The 12253-nt window shown below is 73.4% G+C and carries 13 protein-coding genes; 7 read left to right on the top strand and 6 right to left on the bottom strand.

The annotated features are described in order from the left end of the window. Positions 1–49 precede the first annotated feature (49 nt). A complete protein-coding gene (locus tag OHA34_RS34510; RefSeq protein ID WP_329520011.1) occupies positions 50–1204 on the top strand; it encodes a DUF4190 domain-containing protein in 1155 nt (384 codons plus the stop codon). 58 nt (positions 1205–1262) lie between these two features. Here OHA34_RS34510 and secD read toward each other — a convergent pair whose 3' ends face one another. The 5 genes from secD to OHA34_RS34485 all read right to left on the bottom strand — a co-directional run bounded on the left by secD (position 1263) and on the right by OHA34_RS34485 (position 7696). Then, positions 1263–3539, bottom strand: coding sequence for a protein translocase subunit SecD (gene secD, locus OHA34_RS34505; protein ID WP_329520010.1), 2277 nt, complete (start codon positions 3537–3539; stop codon positions 1263–1265). A 116-nt stretch (positions 3540–3655) separates the two neighbouring features. Then, the gene (locus OHA34_RS34500) at positions 3656–4081 is read right to left on the bottom strand and encodes a hypothetical protein (protein WP_329520009.1); all 426 of its coding nucleotides are present in this window, start codon (positions 4079–4081) and stop codon (positions 3656–3658) included. A gap of 187 nt (positions 4082–4268) precedes the next feature. Further along, entirely contained in the window at positions 4269–5657 is a 1389-nt protein-coding gene (locus tag OHA34_RS34495; protein ID WP_285937122.1) for a glycine--tRNA ligase, read from the bottom strand. 269 nt (positions 5658–5926) lie between these two features. Further along, positions 5927–7225: a DUF1906 domain-containing protein gene (locus tag OHA34_RS34490; protein ID WP_329520008.1), complete on the bottom strand. Its 1299-nt coding sequence runs from the start codon at positions 7223–7225 to the stop codon at positions 5927–5929. A 186-nt stretch (positions 7226–7411) separates the two neighbouring features. Further along, positions 7412–7696, bottom strand: coding sequence for an antibiotic biosynthesis monooxygenase family protein (locus OHA34_RS34485; RefSeq protein ID WP_285937124.1), 285 nt, complete (start codon positions 7694–7696; stop codon positions 7412–7414). Positions 7697–7724: 28 nt separating this feature from the next. Between OHA34_RS34485 and OHA34_RS34480 the strand changes: the two genes are divergently transcribed. The 6 genes from OHA34_RS34480 (at position 7725) to OHA34_RS34455 (ending at position 11463) form a co-directional block, all read left to right on the top strand. Continuing rightward, positions 7725–8027, top strand: a complete 303-nt coding sequence (locus tag OHA34_RS34480; RefSeq protein ID WP_329520007.1) for a DUF6703 family protein — start codon at positions 7725–7727, stop codon at positions 8025–8027. Positions 8028–8059: 32 nt separating this feature from the next. Continuing rightward, positions 8060–8989 (top strand): metal ABC transporter substrate-binding protein, encoded by a 930-nt coding sequence (locus OHA34_RS34475; RefSeq protein WP_329520006.1) that lies wholly within the window; start codon positions 8060–8062, stop codon positions 8987–8989. Then, positions 8986–9699, top strand: a complete 714-nt coding sequence (locus OHA34_RS34470; protein WP_329520005.1) for a metal ABC transporter ATP-binding protein — start codon at positions 8986–8988, stop codon at positions 9697–9699. Before OHA34_RS34475 ends, OHA34_RS34470 begins: the two co-directional genes overlap by 4 nt. Beyond that, positions 9696–10562: a metal ABC transporter permease gene (locus OHA34_RS34465; RefSeq protein WP_285937128.1), complete on the top strand. Its 867-nt coding sequence runs from the start codon at positions 9696–9698 to the stop codon at positions 10560–10562. The genes OHA34_RS34470 and OHA34_RS34465 overlap by 4 nt, the downstream gene beginning before the upstream one ends. Next, complete coding sequence (locus tag OHA34_RS34460) at positions 10559–10936, top strand: Fur family transcriptional regulator (protein WP_285937129.1); 378 nt, start codon at positions 10559–10561, stop codon at positions 10934–10936. The genes OHA34_RS34465 and OHA34_RS34460 overlap by 4 nt, the downstream gene beginning before the upstream one ends. 101 nt (positions 10937–11037) lie before the next feature. Then, positions 11038–11463, top strand: coding sequence for an OsmC family protein (locus OHA34_RS34455; RefSeq protein ID WP_285937130.1), 426 nt, complete (start codon positions 11038–11040; stop codon positions 11461–11463). Here the strand turns inward: OHA34_RS34455 and OHA34_RS34450 are convergent. Next, positions 11460–12245 (bottom strand): TauD/TfdA dioxygenase family protein, encoded by a 786-nt coding sequence (locus OHA34_RS34450; RefSeq protein ID WP_329520004.1) that lies wholly within the window; start codon positions 12243–12245, stop codon positions 11460–11462. The genes OHA34_RS34455 and OHA34_RS34450 overlap by 4 nt on opposite strands. Positions 12246–12253 lie beyond the last annotated feature (8 nt).

Below are 12253 nucleotides of genomic sequence, written 5' to 3'. Positions count from 1 at the left end.
CTCGGCCACGACCAGGCCAGACCTGCGATTTGTGGCTAATGTCGCGCTTGTGACCGTGCCACCGAACGCTGATAACCTCCCGGCGTCATCCTCCGCCCCGGACTGGGCCGCCCCGGACGCCCCGTCCACCCCGGATCCCCCGTCCGCACCGCCCGCACCGCCCGCGCCGCCCGCGCAGGACGGGCCGCCGCACGCCGGACGTCCCGTCCCGTCGCACGCCGTGCAGGACGCGGCGGCGCGCACGAACCGGTTCGCGATCGTGGCGCTGGTCACCGCGATCATCGGCGGGACGGTCATCGCGATCGGATTCGGCATCGCGGCGCTGGTCCAGATCGGCCGCCGCGGCGAGCGCGGGAAGGGCCTGGCGATCGGCGGGATCGTGGCCGGCACGGTCTGGCTGCCGCTCGTCGTGGCGGGCCTCGCCCTCGTCGCCTACGATTCGGCCCGCAATATGGACCGGAACGGGTCCGGCGACATCACCAAGAGCGGCCAGACGCTCATAGGCATGCTCAAGGTCGGCGACTGCTTCGACGGCTCCGGCAAGAAGAGCGACCGCGTGGTGACGGCCCGGCCCTGCGATGAGCGGCACCACGGGGAGATCGTCGCGAAGACGCGGCTGCCGGACGGCCCGTTCCCCGGCGAACAGCGGGTGTTCACCGACGCCGGGGCCGCATGCGACAAGGTCATCGGCGACGGCCTCGCCAAGAGCCGGTACGCCGACGACCTGGTCCTCTCCACCATCGCCCCCACCGGCAACCTCTGGAAGCGGGGCGAGCGGGGCGTGACCTGCGCGATGCGCTACTCCGGCGAGGAGAACCTCACCTCCCGGCTCGCGGGCACCGTCGATCCCGACCTGAGGACGTGGCCGGAGGTGCAGGTGGGCGACTGCATGAGGAACTGGGATTCCAACAACTCCGTGACCATCCGCATCATGTCCTGCACCAAGCCGCACAAGCACCAAGTGGTCGGCGTGCACCGCTTCCCCGCCGGTACCTGGCCGGGAGTCCAGGAGGTCAGGAAGAAGGCCTCGGCCGATTGCGTGCGCCGTCAGGCGGCGGCGTTCGACTCGCACCCGTCGCCGGTTCCGGTCGAGTTGCTGGTCGCGCCGCCGACCAAGCGCGGATGGTCCTTCGGCTACCGCCTGGCGTTCTGCCTCGTCGAGGGAACGAGCGGGCCCCTGAAGCGCTCGGTCCTGCCCGACTGACCCTCGTCCCGCCTCCCGTTCAGGGGGGCCGCCGGGCTCCGGCGGCCCCCCTGAACGGTCAGACGACGGCGCCCGAGTCGCCGGGTTGGCGGCGGGCTGCGGGACGGCGGGACGTCTTCGGCGTCGGCGCGGGCGCCTTGGTGAAACGCTCGAAGACGATCGCCAGCGGGGTGGCGGTGAAGATGCTCGAGTAGGTGCCGACGACGATGCCGATCAGCAGCGCGAGCGCGAAGTCGGTCAGCGAGTCGCCGCCGAGCAGGGCGAGCGCGGCCAGGATGAAGAGCGCGCCCATCCCGGTGTTGATGGTCCGCGGGACCGTTTGCAGCGCGCCGAGGTTGGCGAGGTCGGCGAAGCGGTCCTTGGGGCGGGCGCCCCACAGCTCCCGGATCCGGTCGAACACCACCACCGAGTCGTTCACCGAGTAGCCGATCACGGTGAGCAGCGCGGCCAGGAAGACCCCGTCGATCGGCTTGCCGAGCCAGGCGAACGTCCCGGCGACGATCACCACGTCGTGGAACATGGCGAGCACCGAGCCCAGCCCGAACGTCCAGCGGAACCGGATCGCCAGGTAGGCCAGCTGCGCCAGCAGCGCGACGCCGAGCGCGATGAGCGCCTTGGTCCGCAGCTCCGCGCCGAGGCTGGGGCCGATCAGCTCGTCCCGCTGCTTGACCGCCTGCCCGCCCTTCGCCGCGAGGGCCTCCTGGACCCGCTTCTCCTCCGCGTTGTCGAGCTTCTCGGTCCGCACGGCGATGCCGTCCTTGCCGGACGTCTGGACGACGGCGCGCGGGAACCCGGCGCCGGAGACGGCGGCGCGGGCGGTGTCGATGTCCACGTGGCGGCTCGTGGAGTACTCGACCAGGCGCCCCCCGGTGAACTCCACGCCCCAGTTCAGCCCGCGCGCGAAGATCCCGGTGACGGCGAGCACGACGGCCAGCCCGGAGAACGCCAGCCAGAGCCGGCTCCGTCCCATCAGGTCGGGACGGCGGCGTTCCAGCCGGTCGCGGACGCGGCCGGTGGAGCCCAGACCGGTCAGGCCGGGGCGGCGGGCGACGGCGCGGCGGCCGAGGGCCGACTCGGTGAGGACGCGGCTCAGCAGCATCGCCGACACCAGCGAGCCGAGCACGCCGATCGACAGCGTGACGCCGAAGCCCTTCACCGGCCCGGACGCCAGGAAGAAGAGCAGCCCGGCGGCGAGCAGGGTGGTGATGTTGGAGTCGGCGATCGCCGACCAGGCGCGGGTGAAGCCGGTGCTCAGCGCCGACCGCAGGCCGCGCCGGGGCGCCGCCGCGTACTCCTCCCTGGCCCGTTCGAACGCCAGCACGTTCGCGTCGATCGCCATCCCGATGGCCAGCACGAACCCGGCGAGCCCCGGCAGCGTCAGCGTCGCGCCGATCGCGACCAGCGCCGCGTAGGAGATCAGCGCGTAGCAGGCCAGCGCGATCGCGGCCAGGGCGCCGACGAGCCGGTAGACGGCGATGATGAACAGCCCGGTCAGCGCCACGCCGATCAGCGCGGCCTGCGCGCTGGCCTGGATCGCGGCGTCGCCGAGGGTGGGCCCGACGACCCGCTGCTCGATGGTCTTCACCGGGACGGGCAGCGAGCCGCCCTCCACCAGGGCGGCCAGGTCCTTGGCCTCCTCGGCGCCGAAGTCCCCGGTGATCTGGGTGGACCCGCCGGTGATGCCGACGCCGCAGCCGACCTGCTCGGTGACCTGCGGCGAGGAGATCACCTTGCCGTCCAGCACGATCGCGACGCGGCGCTCGTCGCCCACCGCGCAGGCGCTCTTGGCGGTGAGCGCCTCCCACGTCCGGCCGCCGTCCCCGCGGAAGCCGATGTCGACCGCCCAGCCGCTCAGGTTCTGCGGGTCGAACGAGGCGGCGGCCGAGCCGATGCCGTCGCCGGTCAGGGCGGCCGGGCCGAGCATGATCGGCCGTCCCCGCTCGTCCGGCAGGACCCGCTCGCCCGCGCCCGGCGGGGCCTGCGCGCTCGCCCGGACGGGGTGCGCGGTGAGCTGGGCGGTCCTGCCGATCACCGCGGCGGCGCGGGCCGGGTCCTGGACGTCGGGCAGCTCGACGATGATCCGCCGGTCCCCGGACCGGGTGATCGACGACTCGGCGACGCCCAGCGCGTCGATCCGGCGGTGCAGCACCTCCTTGGCGCGGTCGGTGGACGCGCGACCGGCCTTGACCGACGGCGAGTCCTGCGTCTCCAGCACGATCTGGGTGCCGCCGCGCAGGTCGAGGCCGAGGCGGGCGGGTTCGGACAGGGCGAAGTACAGCGATGCGGCGAGCACGGCGAACGCCAGTACCGCCCGCACCACATTGGCGCGAGACAAGGGGAGACCTCCACACGGGGCCCGGCGCCGCCGTCCGCGCACGCGGGACGGGCGGCACCGCGGCCACCGGCGTCCGGGGCCCGCGCGGACCCCGGACGCCGATCGGACAGGAACCGTCAGATCAGTGCGGGAAGGGGCGGCGCGCGTCCCCGGGGCGCGCCCGGCAGGGCGGCCACGAACGGCTCGGCGGCCATCGCGCGGCGGACGGCCCGTCCGGACGGCGGGCGCACGTCGACGCCGGCGGGCGGGGCGGCGACGGCCGGGGCCGGGGCGGACGCCCCGGACACCTGCCGCACGACGGCCGCGACAGCCGCTTCGGTACGCGTGGCCGGACTCGACCGGGGGGCCGTCCGGCTGCGGCCGGGCGCGTTCGGCCCGGCCGTCTGGACGGCCGCCTGGGCGGCGCCTTGACCGGGCCCCGCGGGGACGGACGCGCCGGCCGGGACGGCCACGAAACCGAGCAGGCCCAGCGCGATGACCAGCAGCCGGGCCAGCCGTCCGCGCTCGTCGCGGGGCAGGGGTGATCGCCGGGGGTCGCGCACGCGCAGCCTCCTGTCGGCGATCGGTCGGTCCCTCGTCACCGTAGCCCATGACGGCGACCGGCCTCACAAGCCGATTCCGCCGCGTCCCGTCAAGGCCGGAAGACGAGGAAGGGCCGTCCCTCCCGAACGGCTGGGAGGGACGGCCCGCACGGCGTCCAGCGGCGGCCGGCCCCCGGCCGGCCGCCGGTCAGCAGCCGATGAGCTGCGCGGCGAGGAACGACTCGACCTGGCTGAGCGAGATGCGCTCCTGGCTCATCGTGTCGCGCTCCCGGACGGTCACCGCGTCGTCCTCAAGGGTGTCGAAGTCGACGGTGACGCAGAAGGGGGTGCCGATCTCGTCCTGGCGGCGGTAGCGGCGGCCGATCGCGCCCGCGTCGTCGAAGTCGACGTTCCAGTTCTTGCGCAGCAGGGCCGCCAGGTCGCGGGCCTTCGGCGACAGGTCGGAGTTGCGCGACAGCGGCAGCACCGCGATCTTGACCGGGGCGAGCCGCCGGTCGAGCCGCATGACCGTGCGCTTCTCCAGCTTGCCCTTGGCGTTGGGCGCCTCGTCCTCGGCGTAGGCGTCCATCATGAACGTCAGTGTGCAGCGGTCGACGCCCGCCGCGGGCTCGATCACGTACGGGACGAACCGGTCGCCCGATTCCTGGTCGAAATACGACAGGTCGGTGCCGGACGCCTTGCCGTGCGTGGTCAGGTCGTAATCGGTGCGGTTGGCGATACCCTCCAGCTCGCCCCACTCGCTGCCGACGAAGTCGAAGCGGTACTCCACATCGACGGTGCGCTTGGAGTAGTGCGACAGCTTGTCGGCCGGGTGCTCGAACAGCCGCAGGTTCTCCTTGCGGATGCCGAGGTCGACGTACCACTGCATGCGCTCGTCGATCCAGTACTGGTGCCATTCCTCGTCGCTGCCGGGCTTGACGAAGAACTCCATCTCCATCTGCTCGAACTCGCGGGTCCGGAAGATGAAGTTGCCGGGCGTGATCTCGTTGCGGAACGACTTGCCCACCTGCCCGATGCCGAACGGCACCTTGCGGCGGGCCGACTGCTGCACGTTGAGGTAGTTGATGAAGATGCCCTGCGCGGTCTCCGGCCGCAGGTAGGCCAGCCCCGACTCGTCCTCGATCGGGCCGAGGTAGGTCTTGAGCAGCCCGTTGAACATCTTCGGCTCGGTGAAGGAGCCCTTCACCCCGCAGTTGGGGCAGCTCAGGTCGGCCAGGCCGGCGGCCGGCGGGCGGCCGTGCTTGGCCTCGTAGGCCTCTTCGAGGTGGTCGGCGCGGAACCGCTTGTGGCACGACTGGCACTCGGTGAGCGGGTCGACGAACGCGTTGACGTGCCCGCTGGCCTCCCAGACCTCCCGCGCGAGGATCACGCAGGAGTCGAGGCCCACGACGTCGTCGCGGCCCTGCACCATGGACTTCCACCACTGGCGCTTGACGTTGTTCTTCAGCTCGACGCCGAGCGGGCCATAATCCCAGGAGGCGCGCAGTCCGCCGTAGATCTCACTCGACGGGTAGACCAGACCCCGCCGCTTGGCGAGGTTGACGATCGTGTCCAACACGTCGGAACGGCGTGCCATGAGCATTCTCCATCCGGCTGGCAGTCGGCGGGACGATATCGGACGCCCCATCGCCGCGGAAACGGCGAGCGGGTTCCGCCACGAAGGCGGCGGACTCGGCCCTTGCCGGAGACGGCGGGCCGAGGCGAGTGCGATTCCCCTGTGTGGTGCCGTGGAACGCGGTCTTTCCCCGGCGCTCCAGAGCATTCCCCAGCTTAGAGCACCCGAACGGCCTCTCGGACGCGGACATGGCGAACATACGGCCCGTCTGGGATTTCCCAGGCGGACGTTCAATAGACCCGCCCGTCGACCGCGTTGCTGTCGACGTTGAGGGTGACGCCGCCGTGCTTCTCCTTGTGCCCGCCGCGGTACTGCTTGATACGACGGTGCGGCGGCCACCATTCGTCCGGCAGGTCGGGGGTGTCGTAGACGGCGGTGTCTCCGTCCCAGTGGGCGAACCAGATCGCCGTGGGCTTGGTGATACCGCGCGCCTTGCCCAGATCGCGGATTCCTGAGGACAGGCTGCTGTAAACGCCGGGGACGTACCGTGCGGCCTTCAGCTTCGTCGTCCAGGAGTCCAGAAAGCTCATGACAGCCTCACTGCACGCATCGTCGCCGGTGTCGTACCCCTCGATGTCGAAGTAGAGGGGTTGGCGGCGCGGTATGCCGAGCGCGCGGGCGCGCCGGACGGCGTCCTCGGCCGCGTCCGCCCCCTCCGCCGCGGCGTTCGCGGCGGTGATACGGCTCTTGTACTTGCTGCACGGCGCCTGGAGGCCGACGTAGGTGGGGATCAGCCGGTAACCCATGCGCCGGACGGTCCGCACCCACGCGCGCGTGAGGTTGGGCTGGGCGCAGCCGCGGGCCGCGCCGCCGATGTAGATATTGGCGATCCCGTAGGCGCGCCGCCAAGCCTTCATCGTCGAGACGGCCGGGGCCGCGCAGATGTCGAAGCCCTCCCCGGAGGCCCAGTTCGGCAGCGGCGCCTCCTGCCCGGACTTCGGCTCCGCGTCCGGCGCGTCCCCTGCGCTCCCTGAGGTCGTCGCGGGCTCGGGGGCCTCCGTGGGCTCCGAGGTGGGCACGGGCTCGTCCGGCCAGGTGGTGGTGAGGCGGGTGGCGCGAAGCGTCCGCTGGAGCGCCGCCGGATCCGTCCCGTACGTACCGGTGATCGTGACGCCCGCCTCGGGCAGGGCCAGCCGCTCCTCATGCGCGCCGGTGGCCTGGACGGTGTGCCGCGCGAGCCGGTCGGCGCGGACCGCGCCCGTGCGCTTGGCGGACGCTCCGCCGAGGGGCTCGATCCAGAGCGCCTCGGTGCCGCCGATCACCCGGGCCGGGCAGTCGGGGCGCGGGCCCGGACCGCCGAGGTAGATCGCGTGCCGGTCGAAGCGGACGCAGCGGTCCGGGTCGCGGTCCAGGCGGTGCACCTCCCAGCCCGCGGGGACCGGAACGCGCACCCCCCGGTACGCGACGGTCCCGGTCAGCGGGGCGGACGGCCGGGCCGCGGGCCCCGGGGCGGACGGCCGGAAGCCGGCGACGAGCGGTACGGCCGCCGCCGTCCCGAGCAGTCCGATGAGCAGGGCGCCATAACGCATACAACTCCCCCGGTTCGCCGCGTCCCAGGGGGCGGGTCGTTACCCCGCCGACCGCGCGACGTGATGATCACGATGCGGCAGTGATCACCGGCGCGGCCGGGGGCGAAACCGGGGACGGCGGCTTATTGGCCGCCGGTTGCCCTACGTTGACCCGGCGGGGCCGCCCGGCGACGCCGGAGGCGGTGCTCAGTGGGAGGCGACGATCTCGTAGGCGCCGGGCTCGTCCACCGCCATGACGGCGAGCGGCATGAAGCGGACGCGCACCTCGTAGGCGCCGAGCGCGCGGCGGTAGAAGCCCGCCCCGTCCCATTCGGTCACCAGCGCCCACAGCCCGGGGTCGTCGATGGTGCGGGCGAGCCGGCCGGACCGGTATCCCTGGCTTCCGGACAGCGTCTCCAGCACCGCGCCCATCTGCTCGGCGAAGCCGTCGGACTCTTCGGCGGGCACGCGGTACCGGGTAATCGCGATCATCGGTCCATCCTGGCGTACGTTAAGACGGATGGAGACTCAGGACACCTCGGGGATGCGGTCGATGGTGGAGCGGTGGAGCGCCAAACCGGTGCTCTACCTGCACGGGCTGCCGCGCGGGGTGCTGCTCGCGGTGGTCTTCGCACTGCTGCTGGCGGGGATGGCCGGGTCCGGCTGGGTGGGCGCGGCCGGGCTGCTGGCGCTGCTGGTGGGGCTGGGCTGGTTCGCCTACCTCAACTGGCCCGCGCTCGACCGGCCCGGCCGGCTGCTGCGGGTCGCGGCGCTGGTGGCCCTGGCGGCGGGCGTGGTCGGTCACGTTATCGACCGATTTTGACAATCATTTTCATCTTCATCCATACTTGGCTGGTGTTCACCTCCCGTACGCCGTTCCGCGTCCTCCCGCTGACCGCGCTGGCCCTCACTGGTCTCGCCGGGCTGACCGCCTGCGGCGGCGGCGCGGCCTCGGACGGCAGGACCCAGGTCGTCGCCTCGTTCTACCCCGTCGCCTGGCTGGCCGAGCGGATCGGCGGCCCCGAGACCTCGGTGCAGACCCTCACCAAGCCCGGTGCCGAGCCGCACGACCTGGAGCTGACGCCACGGCAGGTCGGCGCCGTCGGCAAGGCCGACCTCGCGGTGTACGTCAAGGGCGTGCAGCCCGCCGTGGACCAGGCGGTGGGCAAGCACGCCAAGGACGGCTCGCTCGACGCGGCGAGCGTGGTCACGACGCTGCCCGCCGTGTCCGGCGGCGAGGAGGAGCACGACCACGAGCACGACGTCGACTACGACCCGCATATCTGGCTCGACCCGAGCCGGATGGCCACCGTCGCCACCGCCCTCGGCGGCAGGCTCGCCGCGGCCGACTCCGCGCACGCCGACGGCTACAAGAGCCGCGCCGCGGCGGTGGCCGCCGAACTCACCGCGCTCGACCGGAGCTTCAAGGACGGGCTGAGGTCCTGCAAGCGCACGTCGATCGTCACCGCGCACGCCGCGTTCGGGTACCTGGCCGAGCGGTACGGGCTGCGGCAGGTCCCGATCGCCGGGGTGGACCCGTCCGCCGAGCCGTCGCCCAAGCGGCTCGCCGAGCTGACCGGGCGGATCGGGTCGGCGGGCGCGACCACGGTGTTCACCGAGACGCTGGTCAGCCCGAAGGTCGCCGAGACGCTCGCCAAGGAGGCCCGGGTGAGGACCGCGGTCCTGGACCCCGCCGAGGGCGTCGGGCCGGGCTCTCCGGACGACTACTTGTCGATCATGAAGAGGAACCTCGAGACGCTGCGGCCCGCGCTGGAGTGCTCATGACGACGGCGGCGGCCGGGACGGCGCCGTTCGAGATGACCGGCGGCCGGGTGCGGCGCGACGGCCGCGAGGTGCTGGACGGCATCGACCTGCGGGTCGGCCCCGGCGACCTGCTCGCCGTGATGGGCCCCAACGGCGCCGGCAAGTCCACCCTGGTGAAGGCGCTGCTCGGGCTGGTCCCGCTGTCGGCCGGCCGGACCGAGATCTACGGCTCGGCGCCCGCCCGGTTCCGCGACTGGAAGCGCGTCGGGTACGTCCCGCAGCGGCTGCCGATGGGCGGCGGGGTGCCCTCGACCGTCCGGGAGGTCGTGTCGTCCGGGCGCGTCGCGCGGCAGTCCCGCTGGCGTCCCACCTCCGCCGCCGACCGCGCCGCCGTCGACCGCGCTCTGGAGGCCGTCGGCCTGGCCGGACGCGCGCGCGACTCGGCGCACCTGCTGTCGGGCGGCCAGCAGCAGCGGGTGCTGATCGCCCGCGCGCTGGCGGGCGAGCCGGACGTGTTCGTGCTGGACGAGCCCACCGCGGGCGTCGACGCGGCCAGCCAGGCGGCCCTCGCCGGGACGCTGCGCGAGCTGGCGGCGGCCGGGCGCACGGTGGTCCTGGTCGCGCACGAGCTCGGCCCGCTGGAGCCGCTCATCACCCGCACCCTCGTCCTCGAGCACGGCCGCGCGGACCACACCGGCCGGACGGCCCGGACGACGGGACATAGCGCATGATCGAGATGTTCCAGTACGACTTCATGCGCGTCGCCCTGGTCATGGCGGTGCTCATCGGGCTGACCGCCCCGGCGGTCGGCACGTTCATCGTCCAGCGCAAGCTCTCGCTGCTCGGCGACGGCATCGGCCACATCGCGCTGACCGGCATCGGGCTCGGCCTGCTCACCGGCTCCTCCCCCGTCCTCGGCGCGCTGGTGGTCTCGGTGCTCGGCGCGGTGGCGATCGAGGTGCTGCGCAGCCGCAGCCGCAGCGGCGCCGACGTCGTGCTGGCCCTGCTGTTCTACGGCGGGCTGGCCGGCGGCGTGATCCTGACCGGCGCGGAGGGCGGCGGGACCAGCCTCCAGTCGTACCTGTTCGGGTCGATCAGCAGCGTGTCGGCCACCGACCTGTACGTGGTGGCCGGGCTGGCGGTCGTGGTGCTCGGCATCGTGACGCTGTTCGGCCGCGAGCTGTTCCTGCTGTGCCAGGACGAGGAGGTGGCGCGCGCGGCGGGCCTGCCGACCCGGTTCCTGAGCATCCTGATCGCCGCCACCGCCGCGATCACCGTGGTGATCGCGATGCGCGCGATCGGGTTGCTGCTGGTCAGCGCGCTGATGGTGGTGCCGGTCGCGGCGGCGCAGCAGCTCACCCGGGGGTTCAGGAGCACGATGCTGCTGGCCATGGGCATCGGTGTACTGTCGGCGGTATCGGGGCTGGCGGGCTCCTTCCAGTACGATCTCCCCCCGGGCCCCTCGATCGTGCTGCTGGCGCTCGCGGTGTTCGTCGCGGCGGCGGTGGGGGGCACGGTGGTGCGGCGCAGGCGCGCCGCCCCGGCCGCGGCACGGTCGGGTGTGGAAGCCGAGGCGGAGGTGCTTGGGGGATGACGACGACCCGCCGGAACGCGGTGCGGCAGGTGCTGGCCGACTGCGAGGGCTTCCGCAGCGCGCAGGACATCTTCGCCGACCTCCGCGCCGACGGCTCCAAGATCGGCCTCACCACCGTCTACCGGGCGCTCCAGGCGCTCAGCGACTCCGGCGAGGTCGACGTGCTGCGCACCGACGACGGCGAGGCCGTCTACCGCGCCTGCCGCACCGAGGAGCACCACCACCACCTGGTCTGCCGCGACTGCGGCCGGACCGTCGAGGTCGAGGGCCCGGCGGTCGAGCGCTGGGCCGAGGCGATCGGCGCCGAGTACGGCTTCGTGAACATCACCCACACCGTCGAGGTCTTCGGCACCTGCGCCGCCTGCGCCGCCTGACCGCCCCGCCGTCCACCTCTCCGCCGTCCGGCCGCGCGCCGCCGCCGCGCCGGGCGACCGGGGCCGCGCGGGCGGAACCGCGATGGGGGACAATCACCGTCATGGCAACGACACGCACCGCAAACGCGCATTGGGAAGGGCCGCTGATGGGCGGCCAGGGCACGGTCGCGCTCGATTCCTCGAAGATCGGCACGTTCGAGGTGAACTGGCCGTCGCGGGCCGAGGAGCCGAACGGGAAGACCAGCCCCGAGGAGCTCATCGCGGCGGCCCACTCCACCTGCTACTCGATGGCGCTCTCGCACGGCCTGGCCGGTGCCGGCACCCCGCCGGAGAAGGTCGACACCAAGGCCGAGGTCACCTTCCAGCCCGGCGAGGGCATCACCGGAATCCACCTGACGGTCCGCGCCAGCGTGCCGGGGCTGTCCGCGGGCGACTTCGAGAAGGCCGCGCAGGACGCCAAGGCCGGCTGCCCGGTCAGCAAGGCGCTGGCCGGCACCACGATCACGCTCGACGCGGCGCTGGTCTAGCCGCCCGCCGCCGGTGGACGGGCCGCGCCGGACCGTCCGTCCACCGGCACCGGCACCGGCACGTCGCCGCCGACGGCGACCCGCCACAGCAGCCGCGGCCGGCCGCCGAAGTCCTGCACCACGCGGTGCTGCGTCGCCCGGTTGTCGCAGACGGCCACGTCACCGGGCGCCCAGCGCCACCGGACGGTGTTCTCCAGCCGGGTGACGTGCTCCTGGAACAGCCTGATGAGGGCCCCGGAGTCGGCCCGGCTGCTCAGGCCCACGATCGAACGGGCGAAGCCGCCGAGCAGGATCGCCCGCTCCCCCGTCTCGGGATGCACCCGGACGAGGGGGTGCTCGGCCCGCGCGTCCCCGTGCCCGTGCAGCACCCAGAGCCGGTCGGCCAGTTCCCGCAGCTCGGCGGGCAGGTCCTCGTACGCCGCGGCGGTGTTGGCCCACACGGTGTCGCCGCCGTGCCGCGGCACCTCGATCGCGCGCATCAGCATCGCCTTGGGCGGACGCTCGGCGAACGTGCCGTCGGTGTGCCACGCGTCGGCGCGGCCGTGGCCGCAGCACGCGGCGGGCTCGCCGAGGCGCCGCGCGAACCGCGCCTGGCCCGCGGCGTCGAGGTGGTGCTGATCGCGGAAGAAGAGCACCCGGTGGCGGAGCAGCGCCCGGCCGAGCTCCGCCACCACCCGCTCGGGCAGGTCGCCCGACAGCCGGACGCGGGTGACCACGGCGCCGATCCGGCCCGCGACCGGGCTGACCTCAGGGCGGACTGGCTCCAGGACCTGGTGCGGCATGGCAACGA

Origin of the sequence: Spirillospora sp. NBC_01491 (assembly GCF_036227065.1) — a bacterium.
GTDB classification, from domain to species: Bacteria; Actinomycetota; Actinomycetes; order Streptosporangiales; family Streptosporangiaceae; genus Spirillospora; species Spirillospora xylanilytica.
Note: the sequence above shows the minus strand (reverse complement) of the source record. Positions and strands in the feature narration are given on the sequence as shown.

Bases quoted from the DNA above. Each gene is read 5' to 3' on its own strand.
- OHA34_RS34495 (WP_285937122.1), bottom strand. From the start codon at position 5,657: ATGGCACGCCGTTCCGACGTGTTGGACACGATCGTCAACCTCGCCAAG.
- OHA34_RS34480 (WP_329520007.1), top strand. From the start codon at position 7,725: ATGGAGACTCAGGACACCTCGGGGATGCGGTCGATGGTGGAGCGGTGG.
- OHA34_RS34455 (WP_285937130.1), top strand. From the start codon at position 11,038: ATGGCAACGACACGCACCGCAAACGCGCATTGGGAAGGGCCGCTGATG.
- OHA34_RS34470 (WP_329520005.1), top strand. From the start codon at position 8,986: ATGACGACGGCGGCGGCCGGGACGGCGCCGTTCGAGATGACCGGCGGC.
- OHA34_RS34450 (WP_329520004.1), bottom strand. From the start codon at position 12,245: ATGCCGCACCAGGTCCTGGAGCCAGTCCGCCCTGAGGTCAGCCCGGTC.
- OHA34_RS34460 (WP_285937129.1), top strand. From the start codon at position 10,559: ATGACGACGACCCGCCGGAACGCGGTGCGGCAGGTGCTGGCCGACTGC.
- OHA34_RS34485 (WP_285937124.1), bottom strand. From the start codon at position 7,696: ATGATCGCGATTACCCGGTACCGCGTGCCCGCCGAAGAGTCCGACGGC.
- OHA34_RS34465 (WP_285937128.1), top strand. From the start codon at position 9,696: ATGATCGAGATGTTCCAGTACGACTTCATGCGCGTCGCCCTGGTCATG.
- OHA34_RS34490 (WP_329520008.1), bottom strand. From the start codon at position 7,225: ATGCGTTATGGCGCCCTGCTCATCGGACTGCTCGGGACGGCGGCGGCC.